The organism is Paenibacillus radicibacter, assembly GCF_024721995.1.
Lineage (GTDB): Bacteria > Bacillota > Bacilli > Paenibacillales > NBRC-103111 > Paenibacillus_AM > Paenibacillus_AM radicibacter.
This window is the reverse complement of record NZ_JANQBC010000008.1, coordinates 201,126-226,325: the sequence shown is the minus strand read 5'-3', so window position 1 is coordinate 226,325 and position 25,200 is coordinate 201,126. Positions and strand designations below refer to the sequence as shown.

Annotated in this window: 27 protein-coding genes and 1 other annotated feature; of the genes, 23 read left to right on the top strand and 4 right to left on the bottom strand. The window is 44.5% G+C overall.

Translation table 11 applies throughout. The features are described 5' to 3' along the window. Position 1 precedes the first annotated feature (1 nt). The 12 genes from mreD to obgE all read left to right on the top strand — a co-directional run bounded on the left by mreD (position 2) and on the right by obgE (position 9,645). On the top strand, positions 2 to 541 hold the full coding sequence (gene mreD / locus NV379_RS15950) for a rod shape-determining protein MreD (RefSeq protein WP_258208315.1): 540 nt from the start codon (positions 2 to 4) through the stop codon (positions 539 to 541). Between the two features lie 58 nt (positions 542 to 599). After that, positions 600 to 1,238 (top strand): septum site-determining protein MinC, encoded by a 639-nt coding sequence (gene minC, locus NV379_RS15945; protein WP_258208314.1) that lies wholly within the window; start codon positions 600 to 602, stop codon positions 1,236 to 1,238. A gap of 42 nt (positions 1,239 to 1,280) precedes the next feature. After that, on the top strand, positions 1,281 to 2,075 hold the full coding sequence (gene minD, locus NV379_RS15940) for a septum site-determining protein MinD (protein WP_258208313.1): 795 nt from the start codon (positions 1,281 to 1,283) through the stop codon (positions 2,073 to 2,075). Positions 2,076 to 2,084: 9 nt separating this feature from the next. Next, positions 2,085 to 3,233 (top strand): FtsW/RodA/SpoVE family cell cycle protein, encoded by a 1,149-nt coding sequence (locus NV379_RS15935; RefSeq protein ID WP_258208312.1) that lies wholly within the window; start codon positions 2,085 to 2,087, stop codon positions 3,231 to 3,233. Positions 3,234 to 3,348: 115 nt separating this feature from the next. Further along, the gene (locus tag NV379_RS15930; protein ID WP_258208311.1) at positions 3,349 to 4,203 is read left to right on the top strand and encodes a M23 family metallopeptidase; all 855 of its coding nucleotides are present in this window, start codon (positions 3,349 to 3,351) and stop codon (positions 4,201 to 4,203) included. Further along, positions 4,196 to 5,071: a site-2 protease family protein gene (locus NV379_RS15925; RefSeq protein ID WP_258208310.1), complete on the top strand. Its 876-nt coding sequence runs from the start codon at positions 4,196 to 4,198 to the stop codon at positions 5,069 to 5,071. The genes NV379_RS15930 and NV379_RS15925 overlap by 8 nt, the downstream gene beginning before the upstream one ends. 21 nt (positions 5,072 to 5,092) lie before the next feature. After that, the gene (locus tag NV379_RS15920; RefSeq protein WP_258208309.1) at positions 5,093 to 6,268 is read left to right on the top strand and encodes an Rne/Rng family ribonuclease; all 1,176 of its coding nucleotides are present in this window, start codon (positions 5,093 to 5,095) and stop codon (positions 6,266 to 6,268) included. Positions 6,269 to 6,330: 62 nt separating this feature from the next. Further along, positions 6,331 to 6,427, top strand: a sequence feature (ribosomal protein L21 leader region). A 14-nt stretch (positions 6,428 to 6,441) separates the two neighbouring features. Then, positions 6,442 to 6,753, top strand: a complete 312-nt coding sequence (gene rplU, locus NV379_RS15915; protein WP_258208308.1) for a 50S ribosomal protein L21 — start codon at positions 6,442 to 6,444, stop codon at positions 6,751 to 6,753. Positions 6,754 to 6,762: 9 nt separating this feature from the next. Next, positions 6,763 to 7,110 carry a ribosomal-processing cysteine protease Prp gene (locus tag NV379_RS15910; protein ID WP_258208307.1) on the top strand — a complete coding sequence of 116 codons (348 nt, stop codon included), beginning with the start codon at positions 6,763 to 6,765 and terminating at the stop codon, positions 7,108 to 7,110. Between the two features lie 5 nt (positions 7,111 to 7,115). After that, the gene (rpmA, locus tag NV379_RS15905; protein ID WP_258208306.1) at positions 7,116 to 7,415 is read left to right on the top strand and encodes a 50S ribosomal protein L27; all 300 of its coding nucleotides are present in this window, start codon (positions 7,116 to 7,118) and stop codon (positions 7,413 to 7,415) included. 149 nt (positions 7,416 to 7,564) lie between these two features. Beyond that, entirely contained in the window at positions 7,565 to 8,332 is a 768-nt protein-coding gene (locus NV379_RS15900; RefSeq protein ID WP_258208305.1) for a Spo0B domain-containing protein, read from the top strand. Between the two features lie 11 nt (positions 8,333 to 8,343). After that, positions 8,344 to 9,645, top strand: coding sequence for a GTPase ObgE (obgE, locus tag NV379_RS15895; protein ID WP_258208304.1), 1,302 nt, complete (start codon positions 8,344 to 8,346; stop codon positions 9,643 to 9,645). 125 nt (positions 9,646 to 9,770) lie between these two features. On the opposite strand, the gene NV379_RS15890 is transcribed toward obgE, so the two are convergent. From NV379_RS15890 to NV379_RS15880, 3 genes are all read right to left on the bottom strand, one after another. Then, positions 9,771 to 10,523: a YheC/YheD family protein gene (locus NV379_RS15890; RefSeq protein WP_258208303.1), complete on the bottom strand. Its 753-nt coding sequence runs from the start codon at positions 10,521 to 10,523 to the stop codon at positions 9,771 to 9,773. A 222-nt stretch (positions 10,524 to 10,745) separates the two neighbouring features. Beyond that, a complete protein-coding gene (locus NV379_RS15885) occupies positions 10,746 to 12,155 on the bottom strand; it encodes an aldehyde dehydrogenase (RefSeq protein ID WP_258208302.1) in 1,410 nt (469 codons plus the stop codon). Between the two features lie 208 nt (positions 12,156 to 12,363). Continuing rightward, positions 12,364 to 12,873: an NUDIX hydrolase gene (locus tag NV379_RS15880; RefSeq protein WP_258208301.1), complete on the bottom strand. Its 510-nt coding sequence runs from the start codon at positions 12,871 to 12,873 to the stop codon at positions 12,364 to 12,366. Positions 12,874 to 13,016: 143 nt separating this feature from the next. Between NV379_RS15880 and thrR the strand changes: the two genes are divergently transcribed. The 7 genes from thrR (at position 13,017) to NV379_RS15845 (ending at position 19,960) form a co-directional block, all read left to right on the top strand. Beyond that, positions 13,017 to 13,484 carry a transcriptional regulator ThrR gene (gene thrR, locus NV379_RS15875; RefSeq protein ID WP_258208300.1) on the top strand — a complete coding sequence of 156 codons (468 nt, stop codon included), beginning with the start codon at positions 13,017 to 13,019 and terminating at the stop codon, positions 13,482 to 13,484. A 38-nt stretch (positions 13,485 to 13,522) separates the two neighbouring features. After that, the gene (locus tag NV379_RS15870; protein WP_258208299.1) at positions 13,523 to 14,812 is read left to right on the top strand and encodes a homoserine dehydrogenase; all 1,290 of its coding nucleotides are present in this window, start codon (positions 13,523 to 13,525) and stop codon (positions 14,810 to 14,812) included. 204 nt (positions 14,813 to 15,016) lie between these two features. Next, entirely contained in the window at positions 15,017 to 16,084 is a 1,068-nt protein-coding gene (thrC, locus tag NV379_RS15865; protein WP_258208298.1) for a threonine synthase, read from the top strand. An 8-nt stretch (positions 16,085 to 16,092) separates the two neighbouring features. Then, the gene (gene thrB / locus NV379_RS15860) at positions 16,093 to 17,061 is read left to right on the top strand and encodes a homoserine kinase (RefSeq protein WP_258208297.1); all 969 of its coding nucleotides are present in this window, start codon (positions 16,093 to 16,095) and stop codon (positions 17,059 to 17,061) included. Beyond that, positions 17,058 to 17,942 carry a prephenate dehydratase gene (pheA, locus tag NV379_RS15855; RefSeq protein ID WP_258208296.1) on the top strand — a complete coding sequence of 295 codons (885 nt, stop codon included), beginning with the start codon at positions 17,058 to 17,060 and terminating at the stop codon, positions 17,940 to 17,942. The genes thrB and pheA overlap by 4 nt, the downstream gene beginning before the upstream one ends. A 6-nt stretch (positions 17,943 to 17,948) precedes the next feature. After that, positions 17,949 to 18,830: a branched-chain-amino-acid transaminase gene (gene ilvE, locus NV379_RS15850; RefSeq protein WP_258208295.1), complete on the top strand. Its 882-nt coding sequence runs from the start codon at positions 17,949 to 17,951 to the stop codon at positions 18,828 to 18,830. A 158-nt stretch (positions 18,831 to 18,988) separates the two neighbouring features. After that, complete coding sequence (locus NV379_RS15845) at positions 18,989 to 19,960, top strand: LysM peptidoglycan-binding domain-containing protein (protein WP_258208294.1); 972 nt, start codon at positions 18,989 to 18,991, stop codon at positions 19,958 to 19,960. A 75-nt stretch (positions 19,961 to 20,035) separates the two neighbouring features. Here the strand turns inward: NV379_RS15845 and NV379_RS15840 are convergent, their stop codons facing one another. Further along, on the bottom strand, positions 20,036 to 21,916 hold the full coding sequence (locus NV379_RS15840) for a hypothetical protein (protein ID WP_258208293.1): 1,881 nt from the start codon (positions 21,914 to 21,916) through the stop codon (positions 20,036 to 20,038). Between the two features lie 141 nt (positions 21,917 to 22,057). Between NV379_RS15840 and NV379_RS15835 the strand changes: the two genes are divergently transcribed. The 4 genes from NV379_RS15835 (at position 22,058) to ruvB (ending at position 25,088) form a co-directional block, all read left to right on the top strand. Then, positions 22,058 to 22,732 (top strand): BofC C-terminal domain-containing protein, encoded by a 675-nt coding sequence (locus NV379_RS15835; RefSeq protein WP_258208292.1) that lies wholly within the window; start codon positions 22,058 to 22,060, stop codon positions 22,730 to 22,732. A 151-nt stretch (positions 22,733 to 22,883) separates the two neighbouring features. Continuing rightward, positions 22,884 to 23,387: a crossover junction endodeoxyribonuclease RuvC gene (gene ruvC, locus NV379_RS15830; protein ID WP_258208291.1), complete on the top strand. Its 504-nt coding sequence runs from the start codon at positions 22,884 to 22,886 to the stop codon at positions 23,385 to 23,387. After that, complete coding sequence (gene ruvA / locus NV379_RS15825) at positions 23,384 to 24,046, top strand: Holliday junction branch migration protein RuvA (RefSeq protein WP_258208290.1); 663 nt, start codon at positions 23,384 to 23,386, stop codon at positions 24,044 to 24,046. The genes ruvC and ruvA overlap by 4 nt, the downstream gene beginning before the upstream one ends. Positions 24,047 to 24,083: 37 nt before the next feature. Beyond that, complete coding sequence (ruvB, locus tag NV379_RS15820) at positions 24,084 to 25,088, top strand: Holliday junction branch migration DNA helicase RuvB (protein ID WP_258208289.1); 1,005 nt, start codon at positions 24,084 to 24,086, stop codon at positions 25,086 to 25,088. The last annotated feature ends 112 nt before the right edge of the window (positions 25,089 to 25,200 follow it).

Genomic DNA, 25,200 nt, shown 5'->3' with positions numbered 1-25,200 from the left:
GATGAGGGGATTAAGAAGACATTACCGGTGGCTGTTATTACTGCTGCTATTCATTGTACAAGGGACGTTAATGCCATGGATTTTACCTGAATCCTGGCAGTCTAGTGTACATATCTCACCTAACTTTGTACTTGTCATTATTCTTTATTACGCACTCTATTTAGGCAGGCATCAAGCCTTATTGTATGGGGTAATCTTTGGATTACTTCAAGATTTCATTTACTATGGGCATATGATCGGTGTGTTTTCATTTGCAATGGGTTTAACAGGCTATTTGATTGGTCTGATGCAAGTGTTTAGACCGCACTTTGTGTTGTATACCGTGGTATTAATCGGAGTCGGAGTTGCGTTATGTGAAATGATGGTGGGTAGTCTTTATCTGCTCTTCAACGTAACGAAGGTTCCTTACATGTTCGCACTTACTCATTATGTACTACCAAGTGCATTATTCAATATGTTGTTCGCACTTGCGATTTATATACCAATGCGTAAATGGATTGATTCTATGAATTTGGTGAAAAAAGAGGGAGAAGCATCTTGAGCAGGAAGGAAATAGAGCCCCATTAGCCGAATTGTAACCATTAGGAGGCTGAAGTGGGATGACTGCAGAGATAAAACAACATGTAACCTTAAAGGGTAGCAAGGAAGGTTTGATTTTTCGTCTCGAGGACAATTGTGAATTCGACGAACTATTAACCAGCCTACGCCATATGTTAGAGCAATCGCATGTTCAAATACTTTCTGGACCTATCGTCCATGTGTATATGAAGCTAGGCAAACGTACGATTACGGAAGATCAAGAAGAACAAATTCGAGATATTCTGAGAGCTAAAGGCAACTTATTGATCCAATCCATAGAGTCAGATGGACTTGAAGATTTATCCAATCAACAAAAATTAACTTCCATTAAAGGGATTGTTCGCTCGGGACAAATTTTGGAACATAAGGGTGACCTCTTGTTTTTAGGTGATGTGAACCCTGGTGGCTCTATAATTTGTACAGGCTCCATCTATATTTTGGGTGCACTCAGAGGGCTTGCTCACGCTGGATGTGATGGAGATAAAACAGCTATTATTGCCGCATCTTATATGAGGCCGACACAACTGCGAATTGCAGGCATTGTATCTCGATCGCCAGATGAATGGGGAATTGAGGAAGCTCATATGGAATTTGCATATATACAAGATGATGTGATGCAGATCAATAAGCTGAATCATTTGCATCAAATTTTACCGTAATAATACCAAGCTGTTGATTCAATATCGAGGAGAGTGAACGTCGTGGGAGAAGCTATAGTTGTTACATCAGGTAAGGGCGGGGTCGGCAAAACAACGACTTCAGCTAATTTAGGTTCTGCTCTTGCTTTATTAGGGAAGAAGGTTTGTATGGTCGATACAGACATCGGACTTCGTAATCTAGATGTCGTAATGGGACTTGAGAATCGGATCATTTATGATCTTGTCGATGTATCTGAAGGGCGCTGCAGATTGCAGCAAGCTTTAGTGCGTGACAAGCGATTCTCCGAGTTGTATTTATTACCTGCTGCCCAAACCAAAGATAAAGATGACATTACACCTGATGCTGTTAAGCAGATTGTGGATTCGCTTAAAGAGGAATTTGACTATATTATTATTGATTGTCCAGCAGGTATTGAACATGGATTCCGTAATGCAATTGCGGGTGCAGATCAAGCGATTGTCGTAACAACACCAGAGCTTACGGCTACACGTGATGCGGATCGGGTTATCGGCTTGCTCGATAAATCAGGAATCAAGTCGCCTAAGCTAGTTATTAATCGGATTCGTCCGAATATGATGAAAAAGGGCGAGATGCTGGACATCGACGAGATTTGTTCCATACTTGCCATTGATTTGCTTGGTATTGTACCAGATGATGAACATGTCATTAAAGCAGCAAATACCGGAGAGCCTACCGTGATGAGCGATACATCACGAGCATCTATCGCTTATCGCAATATTGCTCGTCGTATATTGGGAGATTCAGTCCCACTTGCGCCGCTTGAATACAAGCAAGGTGTGTTTACTAAAATGAAAAAAATGCTCGGGATAGGATGAGGACTTGAATTGCTGAAGAAACTCAAACAATTTGATTTTATCATCGTCTTCATTCTGGTTTGTTTCATGGTTCTCTCTTCAATGATGGTCTACAGTGCCACGCTAGATGATCGAATCACGATTTCATTAACCAAAAGTTTGACGATCTACGGGATCTGTTTAGTAGCTTTCGTAGCGACGGCGTTGTTTGATTATCGTGTCTTAATGAAATTTTGGCCATATTTATATGGCGTAGGCATGCTATTGCTACTTTATGTATTTTTCTTCGGTAAAGTGGTCAATGGTGCCAAGGGTTGGATAAAAATCACAGAATCCCTCAATTTACAGCCAGCCGAGTTAATGAAGCTAATCCTCATTCTTGTTATTGGGGCATGGCTTGCTAAGCGTAAAGGGGAGTCATTGGAGTTCGTGAAAGATGTGCTTCCAATTGGCTTACTTGTCTTTGCTGCTTTCTTCATCGTAGTGGTTATGCCGGATATGGGTAATGCGATGATTTACGTGATTATTCTGATCGGTATGTATTGGATTGGAAATATTCGTTACTCGCACATGTTCATTGGAGTCGCTGTCATTGTCGGTATCTTTGTACTCGCTTATTACTTGTACAATACGTACCATGAGCCGATTACAACTTTTATGGCTCAGAACAATTTCGGTCACTGGGTGAAGCGGATTGATGGATTCTTGTATGAAGACGCAGACAAAGACTGGTCACTTCAAGCACGCCGGGCCCTCGTTGCAATTGGTTCGGGAGGACTTGCGGGTCAAGGCTTCCTTCAAGGACAAGCTACGCACAGCGGCGGCATCATTTATGGTTACTCGGATACGATTTTCGCTGTCATTGGTGAAGAGCTAGGGTTCCGTGGTGGCGCGATTCTGCTACTCATGTACTTCGTGCTTATTTACCGCATGATTCTAATTTCGATTCGAAGCATTTACCTGAGTGGTTCTTATATTATCATTGGAATTGTATCGATGTTCGTCTTGCAAATTTTCCAAAATATCGGGATGTTGATCGACATATTGCCTTTAACAGGGATTACCCTTCCGTTCATCTCTTACGGCGGAACGTCCTTGTTTATTAACATGGTTTCCATGGGGCTTGTGATGAGTGTTAAACTCCATCAAGACAAATACTTTGATTTTGAAGATGATTAAGGGTCCAGCCTAAGCTGGGCTCTTTTTTTGTATCGAAAAATGGGATGCGGTCTATTTGTCCAAGCTTTTTCATAAAGTAGAGTAAGTACAAGCTTTGTGCAGGAGGGGCAAACCGATGCCAATCAAAGATAACGTTCGCCAGCGGCGATTAGAGAGAATTAAATCTTTGCAGGAAAATAACGTACAAACCGAGCGAATGAACAATGAACAACTACGCTTGCCCGTACCGTTTGAGTATTCGCGTCCCGATATGGAGAGATTGGAAACGGAGATTGACCCTAGACTCAATGATCCGGAATATGTATGGCGGCAAAAGTTTAGGCTTGATCATGAAGAGCAAATTGAACCTCCTCTTAGTCTCTGGAGTGGATTCCGAACAAAAGTATGGATCGCGTTGCTGATGTTTATATTGATTTGGGCGTTATTCCAAATTAAGCACCCCATCGCTCAAAAAGGACAATCCTACATTGCGACGATGCTCGTACAACCGATCTCGTATGATTCCCTAACAGCATGGTACCATCGAACTTTCGGGGATTCGCCTTCCTTCATTCCTGTTTTTGATAACAAGGGAAAAGAAGACGCGGTGAAAGTAAGCCTTGGCAATAAACGTACCTATTTCGCACCGCTTCAAGGCAAAGTGACTGTACCGTATTCCGCGTCGAACGGTGGTATTCTGTTATCTGCACAAGCAGGAGCTCCTGTATTTGCGATGGATGATGGGCAGGTTATTCGTGCAGGTGAAAGCGAATCAACCGGCTACACCGTTGTCATTCAGCATCCGGAAGGCGTGCAGTCCGTGTACGGCTGGATGGATGGTGCGAAATTGCAGTTGAATGATTGGATTAAGGCAGGCGAGACGATCGGTTATGCGGCCAAAGATCAGTTCAAGGAAACAGGCATTCTGTATTTTGCGATCAAAAAGGATAAGATGAGCGTAGATCCGGCGGATGTGATTTCCTTTGATTAAATGCTTCGGAATTACATTCAGCATTCATCCCCTATTCACGATTGTACTCATCCTGTCGATTGCTACAGGATACATGATGGAGGCACTTACACTCTTTAGTATTGTGCTCATTCATGAACTTGGACATGTTGCAGCGATTCGCGTATTTGGTTGGCGTTTAAAAGTTGTACGCTTACTTCCGTTTGGCGGAGTTGCAGAAGTGGAAGAGTCGGGCAATGTACCAGCGTGGGAAGAGTTAGTCGTAGCCATAGCGGGTCCAGCGCAGCATATATGGATGATCGGTTTTGCATGGGGTATGAAAGTATGTGGTGTGTTTGACCCGGCATGGTGGGACTATTTTATCGAGGCCAATCTGATGCTGGGCTTATTTAATTTACTGCCGATTTTGCCACTAGATGGAGGCAGAATGATGCAGTGTGCGGTCAGCTATTTCCTTCCGTTTCATCAGACGATTCGGGTGAGCATTGCTCTGTCGCTTATTTTAAGTGCTGTTGTGGTGGGAGTTGCTATACATGAAATTGCGGCAGGACGCATTCAGCTTAGTATCGCGGTTGTAGGTGTGTTTCTACTTGTCTCGAATTGGTATGCGTGGCGGCAGGTGCCCTTTCACTTTCTGCGCTTCTTAGCCGTTCGGGGAGAGCGCGGCACGACTTTTATTCATGCAGGAACACTGGCGCAGCCGATCGTTGTGGCGAAGCATCGTACGATTGAACAAATCTTAAAGCTGCTAAAGCGCGAGCGGTATCATTTGGTATACGTGGTGAACGAATCTGGCAAGATTCAAGGGGTGTTACCTGAGCAGCGTCTGTTATATGCTTTTTTTTACGAAAAAAAACAGGGGAGTGCAGTTTCAGAGCTTTTCATGTAAAATATCACTTGGGGTGAGGGCATGAGGCAAGTGATTGTGCATTGCAAACCTGAGTTAACACAAGCAGTCGTTATTGAGGATGGAAAGCTTGTGGAGTATGACGTACAACACCTGCTGGATAAGCAGCGGGCAGGCTCAATTTATTTAGGGTGTGTTGTAAATGTGCTACCAGGAATGCAAGCCGCTTTTGTGGATATTGGACTTGAAAAAAACGCATTTTTATACATAGATGATTTACTTCCTGTACATTTGGAAAAGCAACCGCAGCAGAAGCCGCCTATTGCTGATCTGATCACAGTAGGTCAAGAGCTGATGGTACAAGTTGTGAAAGATCCAGAAGGAACCAAGGGAGCTCGTATAACGACGCATTTCTCCATACCTGGCAGATGGATTGTGTATATGCCACATGCGGATTACGTTGCGGCTTCGCGCAAAATCGAGTCTGATGCGGAGAAAACACGACTGAAGATGCTGATGGAAAGTTTGAAGTGTAACGAGGAAGGCATTATTGTACGAACGGTAGCTTCTGGTCAAAGTGAAGATGCGATACAGCGGGATCTAGTGGAGTTAAGGGAGCTTTGGAAGAGTGTAGTGAAGAAGAGTAGAATCAGCCGAGCACCCGCTCAATTGTATCAGGACCTCGATCTTCTACCCAAACTAGCACGTGATGTCATCAATGAAGATGTTAGTGAAGTGTGGATTGATCGCAAAGACATGTGTGAGGAGATGCAGAGGCTTATAGAGCGGCAACTCTCACACACAGTTGCGAGCACGATGCCATCGATCCAATTGTATAAAGAGCCGCTTATGATTTTCGATAAATTTGGCGTAACGGATGAATTAAGTCGTGCATTCCGGCGTAAAGTATGGCTGCCGAGTGGTGGTTACTTAGTTATTGACCCGACAGAGGCGCTGACCGTTATTGATGTGAACACAGGCAAATTTGTTGGGTCCATGAATTTAGAAGAAACGGTATTCCAGACGAATTTGGAAGCGGCAAGTGAAATTGCACGCTTGCTAAGACTTCGTAACATTCGCGGGATGATTGTCATCGACTTTATCGATATGGTACAAGAAGCGAATCGTGCAAAAATTTTAGAAACATTGGTACAGGCGACAAGCAAAGATCGTTCCAAGACAATTGTTATCGGCTGGACGAAGCTTGGATTACTCGAAATGACACGCAAACGCAAATAAATCCATAAGGAGCGTTGCATTTGCCTAGCACTTATGATAAAGTATTTCAAGTGTGTTGCTAACACATGCTGTAACCGCGCGAATCGGGTATCTAAAGTATGACTTCGGTCATCTGACTGTAAAGTCATCACCTAGACGTAGGCGAGTCTGAGACATGAGGGAGGTGCAACAAAATGTACGCAATTATTGAAACTGGTGGTAAACAATACAAAGTTCAAGAAGGCGATGTATTATTTATCGAAAAAATGACTGCAGGCGAGGGCGAAGTAGTAACTTTTGACCGCGTATTGGCAGTATCCAAAGAAGACGGTTTAGTAGTTGGTTCTCCGGTCGTTTCCGGTGCTACTGTTTCTGCGAAAGTAGAAAAGCACGGTAAAGACAAGAAAATCATCGTTTTCAAGTTCAAAGCGAAGAAAAACTACCGTCGTAAGCAAGGTCACCGTCAACCATACACGAAGGTTGTAATCGAGAAGATCCAAGCTTAAGAGGCCCTTATGATACAAGTTACCATATGGCGCGCTGACGCGAAAGATTCAGCTATTACTGCTTTTAAGGTTGTAGGACATGCTGACTATGACGTTCGTGGCAAAGACATTGTCTGCGCCGCTGTATCGGCGATTACCGTCGGAACAGTTAACGCTATTGAAGAACTGACTCGTGTGAAACTGAAGGCGAAAGTCAAAAGTGGATACATGCTCGTGGACATTCCGCAAGGAATCGATTCGCAAGTAGCAGAGCGAGTTTCGTTAATCTTAGATAGTATGGTCGTCATGCTAAACACGATCGAAATAACGTACAGTAAGTATATAAATGTACAGACATCTTATTCAAAAGGAGGTTGACATCTATGTTGAGATTAGATCTTCAGTTATTCGCATCCAAAAAAGGTGTGGGTTCCACAAAGAACGGACGTGATTCCCACTCCAAACGTCTTGGTGTAAAACGCGCTGATGGTCAAGGTGTTACTGCTGGTAGCATTATCGTTCGCCAACGCGGTACGAAAATTCACCCAGGTAATAACGTTGGCATCGGTAAAGATGACACGTTGTTCGCACTAATTCCTGGCGTTGTGAAATTCGAACGTATGGGACGTGACCGTAAAAAAGCGAGCGTTTATCCGTTTGAGACAGTTGCTGTTGAAGCATAAGATAAACGTAAAAACCCTGGCGACTCGATCGTCAGGGTTTTTTTCTCTATACATTCAGCGAGTCATTCTTCTTAAAGATAGTGGTGAACTTTTCCAAGTTAAATGATATACTGACTTGAGCAAAGTTTCATAAGATCGGGGAGAAATGGATGAGTCGCCGAAATAGCGCTACAATAGGGTTTATTCTGTCCATATTAGCAGTTGTTGCGGCAATTATGTTGCCATGGCATATTGGATTAAAGCTCATACTTGCGGGAATTGCTATAGCGCTTGGTACGCTTGCTGTCCGATCTGACCGAGCGGCAATTCGAAGACAATATGAAGAGAAACGTGACGAACTTGATGTCATCCATCAGCAGCAGGATGAAGAGCTTCTTCGTGTCGTGAATCGCTTCAGACATGATTGGATGAACCACTTTCAAATCATATTTGGATATATTCAGCTGAAAAAAGTTGATAATTTACAAGATACAATGGAGAAAATAAAAGGTAAGATGCTACAGGACAGTTTCTTGTCCAAGCTAGGGATACCATCGCTTATCGTTTATTTACTCAAGGCAAGGATGGATAGCAGCAAGATGGAGCTTGAAATCGATATCGTGCAAGAGGTTGATCTATCTCAACTGCCAATTAAAGCGGAGGCGATCACTGCCCTGACGCGTACCGTTGTGTCGTTGTTTCAAGAACATGCCCAGCTTGCTGAGGAAAACCCCAATGTATTGTCTGTACAATACTGCCAAGAAGGCGATGCGCTGTTATGTGATTTTGTGTATCAAGGGATTTACGACCAAAATCAACTAGAGCGGAGCTTGGAGAAGGAATTGGTTATAAGTACAGAGGAGCTAGCCGCAGACGAGATGACGTTTGGCGAGCAAGAAGCGGTGGTTACAATACGGATCCCGTTTCAGACCGGATGAGGTGAAAGGTAATGTTTGTAGATAAAGCGAAAATTTATGTAAAAGGTGGCGACGGTGGCGACGGTTTAGTTGCGTTTCGTCGTGAGAAGTATGTTCCAGAAGGTGGACCTGCAGGTGGTGACGGCGGTCGCGGAGGCAACGTTATTTTCCGAGTGGAAGAAGGACTGCGCACACTTGTTGATTTCCGTTATCAAAAGCACTTTAAAGCGGACCGTGGTATAAAGGGTCGCAATAAGAGTATGCATGGTGCGAACTCCGATCACATGATCGTAAAAGTACCTCCGGGTACAATCGTTATCGATGATGACACGAATGAAGTCATTGCGGATTTAACGCGTCATGGTCAAGAAGTGATCGTCGCTCGCGGCGGTCGCGGCGGTCGTGGGAATACACGATTCGCAACACCGAATAACCCAGCACCTGAAATTGCTGAAAAAGGCGAAGAAGGCGTTGAGCGTTGGGTAACTCTTGAGCTGAAAGTAATGGCTGATATTGGTCTTGTCGGGTTCCCGAGCGTAGGGAAATCGACATTATTGTCGGTCGTATCTGCGGCTAGACCGAAGATTGGTGCGTACCACTTTACAACGATTACACCGAACTTGGGTGTGGTTGATGTTGGAGATGGTCGTTCCTTCGTCATGGCGGACTTGCCAGGTCTTATTGAGGGTGCAAGCGAAGGCGTTGGCTTAGGACATGATTTCCTACGTCACGTAGAGCGTACGCGTGCGATTATTCATGTATTGGATATGTCTGCGTCTGAAGAGCGTGATCCGTACCAAGATTGGATTACGATTAATGAAGAGATGAAGACGTACAATGCGAAGCTGGAAGAGCGTCCGCAACTGATCGTAGCGAACAAGATGGACATTCCAGAAGCGGAAGAGCAACTTGTTATTTTCAAAGAGAAGCTTGCAGCATCTGGTAAACAATACCCAATCTTCCCTGTATCGGCTGTGACGAAGAGTGGTGTGCAGGAACTATTGTACAAAGCAGCAGATCTGCTTACAACGATTCCAGAAATGCCATTGATCGAAGATATTGTCGAAGTGGAAGAGCGTAAAGTGTACCGTCTTGCTCCGAAAGATGATCAGTCGTTCACGATTTCACGTGACAATGATGTATTTGTCATTGAAGGAGTGGCAATTGAGCGTCTGTTCAAGCGCACGAACTTCTCCACAGAGGAATCTGTGTTGCGATTTGCCCGTATTCTTCGAAAAATGGGGATCGACCAAGCGCTGCGTGATCGCGGTGTTGAAGAAGGTACAACCATTCGCATCTGTGATGTGGAATTCGAATTTGTTGAGCACAGATAAGAAGATGAATGCGTAGATCGAATAATAGATCATAATGGCTATAGACAAATAGAGGGCTGTCCAAGAAGTGTCTACACTTCAAGGGCAGCCCTCGTTGTATTTGTAAAAGGAAGTATTGGAGTGAGTCAGCGTCCGCGTAATCGTTTAATTGTGGCAGCCATCCGCCTGATTGCCCGGTAGGTGGATCGATTAGGAAGTCTAGCAAATAGCAGATGGGAAGGAAAGTCGAAATTGACTTCAATAATCCAGATGTTCCCATTTTTGTCTAGAGCGAAGTCGATGCCAATCTGTGTTGTTCTGGATTTGTAACGGTTAAAATGATTGCAAATCTGGACGCTGAGGTCGATTAGTTGTGCCCGTATTGCGGTAATTTGTTCAGGTTTGAACTGAAGAGACTGCTTGAGCGCTTCGTCAAAAGGTAGTGCATAGCCGCGAGAGCGGGATACATTCGTAATGACACTAGTTGGACCTGCGACTTTGGCAATAAGCCCGTAAAATTCCCAATTGCCGCCGGGTACACGCATCATCATGGATCGAATATCATAAGGACGCTTGTTAATAGTGGAAAGAGGTATCGCTTGTTGAATCACATAGCGGGGTTCGACTGATGTAGATACGATATGGTTATAAAGCTCAGTTGTCGTAGGGAAGTGATGGGTCTTGCCTTTGATTCTAATCGTAGAAAATTCACCATTGGCGGTTTTCCAAGCTTTAAGTATGCCTACGCCTCGATGTTGTGTGTTTGGTTTGATGAATACAGATTGGTGCGTATTTAAATACTCACTGAGTGTATTTGGATCAAGTAGTGCTGTGCGAGGCAGGTAAGAGGAGATCGCTTTATTGCGATCAAAAAATGTATGTAAGCCCCATTTGGACATTGTTGTGCGCCTCCTAGTATGGATTGATAGTTTCATAGTATGTAAGATATGCGCGCGTTGTAACGGCAAGAGGGTGCTTGGAGTGTGGAATTGATTGATTTTGATTAGTAGAAATAGAAATGGCTGATTATCAAAAAAAGAATGGATCGAAGCACAGCTAGATTACTGTGGCTTGATCCATTCTTCGTTTTATTTATGAGACACGTCGCTGTCATATTTTCTTTACTTTAATATTTTCTTGATCCACGAATAGCCATTCTTCATTGTTGGATAGCGGAAAGGAAGGTCAAAGCGCGTCGTCTGGTGAAGGACACTCTTATGGTGCGAGAACAAGTCGAATGTGTCTTTCCCGTGATATCTGCCCATACCGCTGTTGCCTACACCACCAATTGGCAGGTTGGTGGATGCGAATTGAATGACAGTGTCATTGATCGCGCCACAGCCGAAGGATATGCGTCGAAGTAAATCTTGTTGTAATGTCTTGGATTCGGAAAAAAGATACAGCGCAAGTGGCTTCGGTCTTGCGGTGATCGGCGCGATGACGTCCCGCGACAAGTCATTAACCTTAAGGACCGGCAGAATCGGTCCGAATATCTCTTCCTGCATGACGGGGTCCTCCCACGTCATGTCCCCCAAAATCGTCGGTTCGATATACCGACGATCCTCTTCACCGCCGCCTCCGGCTAGGAGCGTGCCGCTGCTAGTATCTAGCAGCGTACGCAGGCGGCGATAGTGCCGGCCGTTCACAATGGCCGGCAGGTCCTTCCGGCGGGGATCGCTGGGCGACCCGCCGTAGAGCTCCGCGATGGCAGCTTGCATCGCGGCGATGAGTGCGTCGTGCACCGTCTCGTGCACGAGGACATAATCCGGCGCAACGCACGTTTGGCCGGAGTTTAAGAACTTGCCCCAAACAATTCGTTTGGCGGCAAGTTTTATATTTGCATCGTGGTGGACGATGCAGGGGCTTTTCCCGCCGAGTTCTAGTGTAACTGGCGTCAGATGTTTACTTGCGGCTTCCATGACGATTTTGCCAATCGCAGGACCGCCGGTGAAGAAGATGTAATCCCATTCTTCACGAAGCAGCATGGTGCTGGCATCTACGTCGCCTTCGATGACTCTGAGCATCTCTTTTGGCAAGCCGTGGGCATTAGCATCTTCCACGAGCTTAACAAGAGCGGCCGACGTATGTGGTGCCTGTTCCGACGGTTTCAATACGACGCAGTTCCCTGCGGCAATTGCACCAATGACAGGCGCAAGTGAAAGTTGGAATGGATAGTTCCATGGGGCAATCACAAGCGTCGTACCGAATGGTTCCGGATAGATGATCCCACGTGCGCCGAAGTGAATGAGCGCCGTTCTCGTCCGTTTGGGCTTCGCCCATCGCCGTATATGCTTTAATGTATGTCGAATCTCCGCTAAGACGATTCCTACTTCAGAGGAATACGCCTCGAATTTGCTTTTGTTAAGGTCGAGCTTCAGTGCTTCAAGAATTTGCGGTTCGTGGCGTCTAATTGCATCTTGAAGTTTGCGTAATGCTTCGATTCGAACTTCGATGTCTAGCGTTACACCTGTTCGGTGATAGTCTTTTACTTGCTGAACAGCTTGCAAGATCCCCTCATTTTCATGACTCATAACCGACACCTCCCTCATTCTTACAATTTTTAAACTGAGAGTGTTCAATAAGTTAAACGGAAGAGAAAAATGCACTGTAGGAACGAAGTGATCGCCTTTGAAATCGTGAAACTACCATTAAACCAATTCAAATTCACGATTGAGACAGCGACCGGAAGTGTATTTTTCTCTGCAGAGTCCCAACTTTTTGAACACGCACTAGAAGTACCTACCTTATAAGCGGATCAACAAAAGGCGTCCAGTGAATAGTCGGGTTGTCATTTACGCTATCTAGTCCAGCCGTTCCGATCCAAGGATGTGTGCTTGTCTCATCCGATAAATAATGCTCAAGCATCATGCGGAAGATGAATGGGAGGTCACGATCGAGAATCTCGCTGCGAGGAATCCAGTGAAGCTCACCCTCATCGGTTGTGATGCGAGGATTTACTTTGGTCGTTGCTGTATAGAAGAATTGCTGCCTTAGTTCGCCGTCAAATAGGCGCATCAAGATATAGTGGAGCTCCATATTTAATATTTCATGTTCCAAGATACCTGTCTCTTCTTCGATTTCTCGTAAACACGCTGTTCTCGGCGTCCCAATTTCTTCAGGTTCAATGTGACCGCCGACTGCACCCCATTTTCCAGGAGATAGGGTACGATTATTAGAACGTTTCATCATTAGTAACTCATCTCTTTCGTTAAATAAGAGAACGGCAGACATGAGTCGCATTGTCATCATGAGAATATCCACTCCTATGAATATTTAGATTATAATAAAAGCATACCATAATTTTCAGAAAATCACCCATTGCCCTTTTGAAAGGCATGCAGTATAATGTCCACTGTAGGGATACAGTTGTATTTTTAGAGAGGACGTTACTGATGGTACAAGATAAGCATAACTATTATGTCGTCCGCGAAGATATTCTTCCAGAAGGCATATTGAAAACGGTGCAGGCGAAGGAGTTACTTGCTCGCGGCGAAGTGAGTACGATTCATGAAGCTGTTGAGAAAGTCGACTTAAGCCGCAGCGCATTTTATAAATATAAAGACCGTGTACATCCGATCAACAAACTTGAACGCGAACGCATCATTACGGTGGGGATGGATTTAACGCATCGCTCCGGTATTCTATCGAAAGTCTTATCGATGATTGCAAATCACGATGGCAATGTACTCACGATCAATCAGACGATTCCACTACAAGGTATGGCGAACGTGACGATTTCAATGGATGCGACCCAGATGGGTCCTAAAGTTGATGAACTCATGCACGCTCTGCGTTCACATGAAGGCGTCAAGCGAGCTTCGATATTAGGTGAAGGCGGCTCATTATCTTTCGATTCATAACATATTCATAGATGATAGATTATTAGGAGGTAGTTGGAATGAAACCAATTAAAGTAGGATTACTAGGACTTGGAACTGTTGGAACTGGTGTTGTGCGCATTATTGAAGGACATCAAGAGGATTTGCAGCGCAAGACAGCAAGTGCACAAATCTCCATTGAGAAAATTTTGGTTCAAAACTTGGAGAAAGAACGCACAGTGTACGTAAACCGTGATTTACTAACGGATCAAGCAGAAGATGTAATCGCAAATAGCGAGATTGATATTGTAATTGAAGTGATGGGCGGCGTTGAGCTTGCTCGTGCCTATATTCTAGAAGCTTTGGAGCGTGGCAAGCACGTTGTAACAGCGAACAAAGACTTAATGGCGCTTCACGGCCCTGAGATTTTGGCAAAAGCAGCTGAGAAGGGCTGCGACGTATTCTATGAGGCAAGTGTTGCGGGTGGTATTCCGATTATTCGTACACTAATTGATGGGTTCTCTTCCGATCGCATTACGAAAATCATGGGTATTGTGAACGGAACGACGAATTACATTTTAACAAAAATGAGCCAAGAAGGCGCAGCTTACGCTGACGTGTTGAAAGAAGCGCAAGACCTTGGTTATGCAGAGGCAGATCCGACTTCCGACGTAGAGGGACTCGATGCAGCTCGTAAAATGACAATTCTATCGACACTTGGTTTCAACTCTAGTGTTGATCTGAAAGACGTTGAAGTGAAAGGTATTTCTCAAGTAACCAAAGAAGATATCGCTTATGGAAAGCAACTTGGATATGAAGTGAAATTACTAGGTATTGCTGAAAGCCAAGATGATCATATTAGTGTATCAGTTCAACCGACAATGGTGAAGAAATCCCACCCATTATCAGCAGTTAACGGCGTGTTCAATGCCGTGTATGTTTATGGAGAAGCAGTGGGCGAGACAATGTTCTATGGCCCAGGTGCAGGTACAATGCCAACAGCAACTTCTGTTGTTGCAGACCTCGTTGCAGTGATCCGTAATATGCAAGCTGGTGTAAGTGGTCGTGAAATTTTCAAACCGTACAAAGAAAAGAAATTGAAAACAGATGAGCAAATTTCTTCGAAATACTTCTTGCTCTTGCATGTGGATGATAAAGCAGGCGTTCTAGCGAAAATTACGCAAGTATTCTCGCAGTATGATGTGAGTCTAGAGTCTGTTCTTCAGCACCCGAACCAACACAATCCGGATGCGGAAATTATTATTATCACACACGGTGCAAATCGTGCATCCATGAACAATGTAATCGCAGAATTCGATCGCCTTGACGTTATCCGCTCCATCAAGAGCGTCTACCGTGTAGAAGGCTAATATACAAAATAAAACGTTCAAAAAAATCTAACGAAGGAGAAAGGTATCAACTGTAGGAGCGGAGCGCTCGACTTTGAAAGAGTAAATATTCCATAAAATAAATTCATAATTTACGATTTCACGGAGACCGAAGTTGATACCTTTCACCGTAGTGTCCAGATTTTTTGGACGTACGTTAGACCACACAGAGAGAGGTAGAGAGACATGAGATACATGGGACTTTTACATCAATATAAATCATTTTTGCCAGTGAATGACAATACACCAATGCTAACCCTGCATGAAGGAAATACACCTCTTATCCATGCGGAAAAGTTATCAGAAGAGCTCGGACTTGAACTCTACTTCAAATATGAGGGACTCAACCCAACCGGTTCATTCAAAGACCGTGGAATGGTAATGGCAGTTGCTAAAGCGATTGAGGAAGGCTCACGCACGATTATGTGTGCTTCCACAGGTAATACGTCAGCAGCAGCTGCTGCCTATGCGGCTAAAGGGAATCTGAATTGCATCGTACTTATTCCGAATAACAACATTGCACTTGGAAAGTTAGCACAGGCGATGATCTATGGTGCAAAAGTGATTGCGATTGAAGGCAACTTCGACCGTGCACTTGAAATCGTTCGTGAAATTACAGCTAAACATCCGATCTCCCTTGTTAACTCTGTGAATCCACATCGGATTGAAGGACAGAAGACGGCAGCATTTGAAGTATGTGAACAGCTTGGACAAGCGCCTGATTATTTAGCGATTCCAGTTGGTAATGCGGGTAACATCTCGGCGTACTGGAAAGGATTCAAAGAGTTCAAAGAACACGGGAAGATCGATTCCTTACCGAAAATGATCGGTTTCGAAGCAGAGGGTGCTATGGCAATTGTCAAAGGGGAGCCGATCTTGGAACCAGAAACAGTTGCAACAGCGATTCGTATCGGAAATCCAGCTTCTTGGAAAACAGCTGTTGCTGCGGCTGAAGAGTCACAGGGTCAAATTAACTATGTGACTGATGAGCAAATTTTGCATGCATATCGTTTAATTGCAACTAAAGAAGGTATCTTCGCTGAACCGGGTTCAGCAGCATCTATCGCAGGTGTGCTCAAACTACACAGTGAAGGTTACTTCAAGAAAGGTCAGAAAGTCGTGTGTGTACTAACTGGACATGGACTCAAAGACCCTAACATCGCAATCAAGACAGTGGCGACTGAGCCGCTTGTTGTTCAAGATACAGAGGAAGCAGTGATGGCGGCAATCGCGAAGCTGGAAGTTCAGGGTTAGGTGATCATATGAGACATGAACGCGTACGAGTGAAGGTTCCAGCATCAACTGCCAACCTAGGACCTGGATTTGATTCATTAGGAATGTCACTTGAGCTGTATGCTTATATCGAGATGAGTTTTGCAGATCAGACAGAAATTGAGTTGTTCGGTGACAATATGGAAGGAGTTCCGCTTGATAAATCGAACTTGATTTATGAGGTGGCACAGATGGTATTCGCTGAAGCGGGTGAACATCATCCGGAGCTCTACATCGGTATGTGTAGTGACATTCCGCTGACGCGGGGGCTAGGCTCTTCCGCGTCTGCAATCGTTGGCGCGCTAGTCGCCGCCAATGCTTTAATCGGCGGTAAGCTATCCGCTGACCGCCTCTTCCAGCTGGCGTCCCAGCTGGAGAAACATCCCGACAATGTAGGTGCCTCGCTATTCGGCGGCATTGTCGTCGCATTCTGGGATGGTGCTCGGGCGGAGCACATCCGACTTGAACCGCATATCGATATGGATGTGCTGGTTGCGATACCGTCGTTCCAGCTAGCGACGGAGAAGGCACGCCACGTGCTGCCGCAGTCTGTGGCGCTTTCGGAGGCTGTGTTTAACCTCAGCCATTCGTCTTTACTCGTTGCAGCGTTTGCTACTGGCAACCTTGCGATGATCCGTCATGCGATGCAGGATCGCTTGCATCAGCCGCATCGTGCGGCGCTAATCCCAGGTATGACGGAGATCTTGGAGCATGCCGTCCAGCACGGCGCACTGGGTGCAGCGCTGTCTGGTGCGGGTCCAACAATGCTTGCACTTGTAGACGCTAGAAGTGGACGTAGAAGCGAGCTTGAATCGTTCCTTCGTGATACATTTGCGAAGCATCAGATCGAAGTCGATATTCGTCTTCTTCGTCCATGTCTGACAGGAGTTCAAGTACTGTCTGTTGAACAAAGTGTATGCACCTTACTTGAGCTTGCCAAAGGAGAATATGCGGTATGAAACGAGTCGCACTGCTAGGTCCGGGCACATTTTCCGAAGAATCGGTTCAGCATTTTCTCGGGATTGGCCATTATGAATATGTAAACAGTAAATTTATTTCGGATGTATTTACGAATACAGCAACAGGTCAGACGGAGTATGGAGTTATCCCCATTGAAAATACGATTGACGGTTCAGTCGCTTTGCATATGGATTGGCTTGTTCATGAAGTCGATTTGCCCATACAAGCGGAGTGGGTTTATCCTGTAGATATTAACTTAATCGGGTATACGCCACATGAGCGGCAAGATTCTGAGAATCCTTACGGTCATATTCGTAAAGTGCTTTCTCATCCCGTCGCCCTTGCACAATGCCGTCAATTTATTAAAGGGCATATGCCAAGCGTTGAGATTGAACAGGTTAGTACGACAGCAGAAGGTGTGCGTATTGTACAAGCTGCGAAAGACCCTTCGATTGCCGCTTTTGGCACAACGAATGCGTCCAAGCTGTATGATGTTCCGGTACTGGCTGCGCTGATTCAAGATCATAAGGATAATGTGACGCGGTTCTTGCTAGTCGGGACAGAGAAACCTGATCTTCGACTATCTGCGCATATGAAGACGACGATTCTCGTTACAATGCCAGAGGACTATCCAGGAGGTCTTCATCAAGTGCTATCTGCATTTGCATGGCGGCGTATTAACTTGTCTCGCATTGAGTCAAGACCAACGAAGAAGAAGCTTGGTAATTATTATTTTTACATCGAAATTGAAGGTTCTTTAGAATCGGTATTACTGCGCTCTTCTTTCGAAGAGATTGAAGCGATCGGTTGCGAAGTCAGGGTATTGGGCTGTTATCCATGCTACACACATGCAGATGGCCCCATTATGATGGAGGTGTAGATTTACATGTCAGAACAATGGATTTATCTAGATGGCGAATATGTGTCCAAAGCAGATGCGAAAATTTCAGTTTATGACCACGGTTTTTTGTATGGTGATGGTATTTTTGAAGGCATTCGTATTTATAATGGCAACATTTTTAAATGCAAAGAACATTTAGACCGTCTATACGATTCTGCTAAATCGATTATGCTGCACATTCCACTTTCCTATGATGAGATGCAGGCTGTGCTCGTTGAGACGATTCGTCGTAACGGACTTCGTGATGGTTACATTCGATTAGTTGTATCTCGTGGTGCAGGCGATCTAGGACTCGATCCTCGCCGTTCACCGAAAGCTAGTGTCATCATCATTGTGGAGCAACTTGCGATCTATTCGGAAGAAATGTACCAGAATGGACTGAAGACGGTATCTGTCTCTCAACGTCGCAATATTCCAGATGCCTTGAATCCGAAGATCAAATCGCTTAACTACCTGAATAATATACTAGTTAAAATTCAAGCGAATCTTGCAGGTGTGGGCGAAGCGATTATGCTGAACTCACAAGGTTATGTGGCAGAAGGTTCAGCGGATAATATATTTATTATTAAGCGTGGAACATTGTACACACCACCTTGCTATTGTGGAGCCCTTGAAGGTATTACACGTGGTGCGATTATGGAATTGTGTGAGCGTTTGGGTTACAAGCTCAAAGAAGAGCCATTTACGCTGCATGACGTATATGTTGCGGATGAAGTGTTCTTCACGGGAACAGCTGCTGAAGTGATTGCGGTACGTGAAGTGGATGGTCGCATTATTGGTGATGGTAAAGCAGGCCCGATAACGACACATTTGCTCAACGAATTCCGCTCGTTTGTTGAAGTAGATGGTGTGAAAGTATACGAATAGATCGTCTGAATGACGCTCCTAAATCCCTTGTATGCTGCGATTTTCGCAGGTGCAAGGGATTTTTTTGCAAATTATATGGTCAAAAGCCCAGATGGTGCATAAAATGTACTGTCTTGAGATGAGCGAGGGAATTTAGAATATCAAGGGAGGATTTTAAATTGAAAATTCATATTTCGAGAAAAGGGGATACCCTATTAAGTATTGCGACAAAGTATAATGTCGATCCGGTTAAGTTAGTTGCATCAAATTCGATTCTTCAAAGTGGAGATGAGGTGGAGCCTGGTGTAAAAGTAAAAATTCCGATCCCACCCAAACCCATTGAGCTTCCCCCAGCACAGTTTTTACATCAACATACGGTACACCAAGGAGATACGCTCTGGAAACTAAGTAAAACGTGGAATGTTCCGCTAAAAGTATTAATTTCGGTAAACCCTCAGCTCAAAAATCCGAATGTGCTATTAAGCGGAGAAATTGTCAATATCCCTAAGTTAACAGATACGATTACGCAGGTTAGCATGGTGGCAGAATCTATATCTCAGGCAAGTCGGGCGGAGGAACCACAAGGGCAGAGAGTCGTGCAAGTGGAACAAGAGCCTGTGGTTTCAGTGGCACAAGAGAACTGGAATCAAGCGTCTACACAGGATTCAGAAGCTGAAACCTACCCACCAAGTAATTATGTCACTTTCGACGGTCATGTCCCAGCTGTTAATTACAACTATGTTGCAGAAGAACAGCCAAGAATGATGCCAACGAATACGGAATGGGGAACGAATTATCCTGTTTATGAAACGAATGTGACGAATCCTTATGAGACATATGCGATTGATCCACGTACGAACATTCCAGCACTTCCTTACGATGACTCTGCATTAGTTGCACAAGAACAGCCTCTAGATACAGACCAAATTAAAGCTCAAATTCATCAAATATTGAACAGTGCCGTTAAAGAGCAAGATGGGTTATCGGATGAAGCTGCTCCAGCAGCATTTAAACAGAAATCTTCCAAACCTAGTGAAAAATCCAAGCTTAAAGCCAGAACTTCCTCCACTACTTCCAAAAAATCTTCGAAATCTTCTTCCACCTCATCTAGATCGACAGCGAAAAAAGGACGTCCTTGGATCAAAATGTAATTCCCATACAATGAAAAAGTGGAGTGTCTTAGCAGCAGCTTCGATCCTCCACTTTTATTATGAGTAGAAATGTACTTATTTGGCAGCTCTAGGTAGGGAAATTAACCATTTCCCATCTTGTTCGCCGACGATCATATTTGGAGTGATAGCGGGTGCTTCATCTGCGGGGAGTGGGCGAGCAGACTTTGTTTTTGGGTCTATGCGATACCATCCTTTTCCTTCGATATAAAACAATGGAATGTTGCTGGTCATATAAAGGCCACCTATCTTCGTTTCGGGTGTTATCCCAATCGAAGTTTGGAATGTAATCTCTTGATCGGGACTTGTCCATATCCAGTATTCATTGCCTTTATTGGATTGGATCAGTACATGCCATGTGTGTCCACTAAAGGTTACTACTTTTTGATAAGAATTAGAGTTTTTATCATTCAATTGCTTATCGAGAGAGCGAATTTGGCCAGTGGCAATGTCAAGAAGCCAAAGTCCAGTATCAGCATGGTAGACAAGCTTTTTACCTTCTAACCACTGTGAATAGCTGTAGCAAGGACCCTCATAACAAGTGAAGCTACCCATGTTATCAAATTTCTTAACAATTTTACCATCTACGCCATCCAGCAGATCCATTTGCATATGAATGGTGTTCTTGTCATTTAATTGCCCCCATATGATTGCGATTGCTCCAGTAAGGGGATCGATATCGAAACTAACAATTTGACTGTGCTCTTTCGGGACGGTCCAGATGGTGTCGAATTGCTGCTTGGTGGTGTCATAGAGCTTTAACTCTGTTAATTTGGAGTCAAATGCAAGGAGGTCTTCTTTTTGGGAATCCCACTTCGGGCTTCTTAACTCTTGATTCGATTTGTACAAAAAGGTTTGCAGGACGTTGCCCTTACGATTTATGATTTCGTAAATTTTTTCTGCTCGCATATCTGTCTCCACATCAAATGCTGCAAGCATATTGCCATTATTTTTGCTAGACGGAGTAATAAGGTTATAGTTGTTGCTTGCTGTAAATGCGCCTGTTTGTGATCGTGTAATAGGGTCATACCATGCGAATTTTAAACTTGTTGTCGGTTCTATTAAAACATAATTTTCAGATTTTAATTGAAACCCGCGTGCGGTTCGAATGCTAGTTGCACCAAGGGTGACAAAATTTGTTTTACTTGGTTCTTCATATTGGAGTGTTAAATCAAATGAACGATTGTCGATCCAAGATAGGCTCCACTGAGCACCAGTCAGGGAACGCTGGAAATGTTCATTAACTGAAGTGCGATCCAACTCTTCGCTGAAATTGAAATGGAACGTATGTTTTTCACCGATTTGAATTTGTCTGGGCAGCGTCAGGTTCTCTCGGCTCCAAGCAAAAGCTTGTTCAACAAGTGGGACTGTTGGGCTTGCAATGGTGTAAGTGATCGGTTTCATATAATAGATCGTAATTTGCTTACTTTCATTGTGACTGGGTGAGAAGAAGCTGATGGCTATGTCCGTGGTTGGAGCACCTTTAAGTGAAATAACAATATGCTGATCCCCAGGGTCAATTGTTGCAGTAAAAGACACCGGCTCGCCTCTTGTTGTTGTGACTGCGATATTGCGTCTAATCGTCTCGAATTGTTCCAACGTAGAAGTTGTACTCTTCGGTATATTTAGGGAGAAGGTGACCGTTGCATCACGATGGGAATACCAAATTTGTTGACCAGGCTCATAATCCCAATACTGATTGTTCTCATTAATCCGAATGGAGTGGAATTTATCTTGTTGGATTTTATCAAAAAGCTTGCTAGCAGATTCTGAATTTTCTTTGGTTGCAGGTTTTGGGGTCATGTTTGGAAATGGAGGCTCTGCGTTCTTCGTCTGTGACTGCTGCCTGCTTAAAGAAGTTAAGATGAGCACGATACAGCATATCGCAAATATGGCTCCATACACGGTTCTCCAATTGGTTTTGGATGAGCGGTTCATCAATAATTTCCTCCTGAACGGTTCATGTCTGCATACCTCGTTCTTCTATACTGGTTCGACTTTCCATAACCGAATTCCTCTATGTATATTCACGTCATGCAATGGTAAAAATAGTGAAAAAAAGGATAGAAGGGGATCGACGTGGTTGTTTTCAAAATACCGAGACAATGGAAGAAGATGCTTCGTCGCCAACGCAAATGGCTGTCGCTCGGATTCGTAATCGTGATCGCTCTATTAGTATTTGCCAGCTATAAGCTAAATCAGCGTGAGGAATCGAATCAGAATCAAGTGGCAGTGCAAAGTGTATTAGCACCTACTGAGCAGCAGATGTCACCTGATCATGTAAAAGCGTTAGCGGAAATTCGAAGCACAAAGCAGGATCGTGAAGTGATTTTACAAAAGAAATACGTATGTGGGGAAGAATTACAGAACTTAGGTATACTGCCTGTAAATAAAGTCAATGATCTAATTGCTGAACATTCCGATTGGACACTTGCTCTGCATCCGGATGGGACGGTATATGTGAGTCAATACATCTCTGATTTATCGCCTCAGTGTAAGAAAGGGGCTTACTTCGGACTAGATGATAAGGGTGTATTCTCCTTGTTTGAGGGTCTTCCCGCTGATCGAAAAGTGATGAAAACATTTTTCCAATTAAACATTCAGTATTTACGAAGTAGCTTGCCGGATGACACGATTGCCCAGCTTTATAAAGGAATTCGCGTAAAAGATGTGGACGAGTATAATTCGGTATTATCCACATTTGCCGATTATGCGCTTGCTGAATATGAACCGCATATGGGTGCATCCTCCTAAGTGAACGTGAATGTGTGACTTTTGTACGAGTAAATGGAAGGGATAGGTACAGACTCCTAAGCAGGAGGGTGCCTATCTCTTTTTGTTATGATCTGATATAATGGCAGTGAATACATATGTTCGCTTTTTGGTGAAAAGGGAGAGGTTCAGCTTGCGTATTTTAGGCATCGATCCGGGAATTGCGATTGTCGGTTTTGGTTTTATTGATAAACAAGGATCACGGCTTACGCCTGTACAATATGGGTGTATACAGACCGAGGCACATACGGACCCTGCGCTGCGTCTGCAACAGGTGTATGATTCCATCCAAGAGCTGATCAAGCGCTATAAACCGGATGCAGTTGCTATTGAGAAGTTGTTCTTCAATCGAAATGTCACTACAGCGATGACGGTTTCTCAGGCACGGGGAGTGCTAATTTTGGCAGCTGTGCAGAATGGTCTGCCCATTGCGGAGTATACGCCGCTGCAAATTAAGCAAGCCATTGTTGGTTATGGAAAAGCAGAGAAGAAGCAGGTTCAGGAAATGGTTAAGATGTTCTTAAAGCTTACGACAGTTCCGAAGCCGGATGATGTGGCAGATGCACTTGCGGTTGCGATTTGTCATGCGCATTCTTCGACTCTATTAAATAAAATGAACGAGGGTAAAAAAATATGATAGATTTTTTACGTGGTCGTCTTGCAGTGAAAGAAATAGATTATGTTGTTTTGGATGTTAATGGGGTTGGCTATCGAGTTTGGTGTCCGAATCCACATGAACCGAAGTTTCGTGATGGAGAAGAGTTGACGTTATTCTGTCACTACCATGTGAGGGAGGATGCTCACCTCTTATTCGGCTTTCCTACGCGTGAAGAGCAGTACCTTTTCCGTAGATTAATAGAAGTATCTGGTATTGGTCCGAAGGTCGCATTAGGCATGCTAGGTGGTGCTCGCCCAGAGACGATTATTTCCGCGATTCGTGGTGATAACTTAACCTTCTTGTGTAAATTGCCAGGTATCGGAAAGAAGACCGCTCAGCGCTTAGTACTGGACCTCAAAGATAAGCTTGGAGCTGCACTTGAAAGAGGTGGAGCGCTTGGCGATGCTACATGGGCTAATGGTATTGATGTTGGTTTAGGATTAGATTTAAGTCCAGCAAGCAGTTCGAGTAGTGACACTTCCGAGTGGCAAGCTGCTAAGGAAGCGCTACAAGCGCTTGGGTATAACGAAGCAGAATCTGATCGAGCGTTGCAAGCTACTCGCGCAAAAGTATCGGAGAAGGACGCTTCTGTAGATGTTATCGTGCGTCATGCGCTTAAGGTGCTGTATGCACAGTAATAGAGTGATAGAGTTGTAAAGTGGTAGGAGGCTAAACATGGAAGATCGTATTATTTCTGCGAATCTCATGATGGAAGACAATGGTGTGGAATTTAGCTTGCGTCCACGTTATTTATCGGAATATATCGGACAAGCACAAGCCAAAGAAAACTTGAAAGTATATATTGAAGCAGCGAAACAGAGGAAGGAAGCACTCGATCACGTTCTTTTGTACGGACCTCCGGGACTTGGTAAAACAACGTTATCGAACATTATCGCAAACGAACTAGGTGTCGGGATTCGTACGACATCAGGACCTGCGATTGAGCGTCCGGGAGACTTAGCTGCGATCTTGACGAACTTACAAGAAGGCGATGTGCTCTTCATTGACGAGATTCATCGCCTTCATCGTACGGTTGAGGAAGTGCTCTATCCAGCGATGGAAGACTTTGCACTCGATATTATTATCGGTAAAGGTCCTTCCGCGCGTTCTGTCCGCTTGGACTTACCGCCGTTTACGCTTATCGGGGCGACTACACGTGCAGGGCTCTTGTCCTCGCCGCTTCGTGATCGATTCGGTGTCGTGTCACGTCTAGAGTATTACTCCGTCGACGAGCTGACGTATATCGTGTCACGTACAGCGGATCTGCTAGAGGTTGGGATCGTCGGTGAGGCAGCAAGAGAGATCGGTATGCGCTCACGAGGTACACCACGTATTGCGAATCGATTGCTGAAGCGGGTGCGAGACTTTGCTCAAGTCAAAGGGGACGGCATCATTACGCCGGATATTGCATCACAAGCGCTCAAAGCCATTCAGATTGACGACTTAGGTCTAGATGAGATTGACCATAAGATGCTGCGCTCCATCATTACAAGCTTCGCTGGAGGTCCTGTAGGCCTCGATACAATCGCAGCGACGATTGGTGAAGAAAGCCAGACGATCGAAGACGTCTACGAGCCATATCTGTTACAGATTGGCTTCTTACAGCGCACCCCGAGGGGCCGCATGGTCACACCTCAAGCTTATAACCACTTGGGCATCCCCATGCCTAAGCAGAATTAATTATAACTAACACGCATGTTCTGAAAATCAGGCTGAGGAGATAAAAATAGCGGGAAGAGCGAAGCGACCGACTTTAAAGAGTGAAACTTTCTCATAAAGAGTGGGTTCAAAA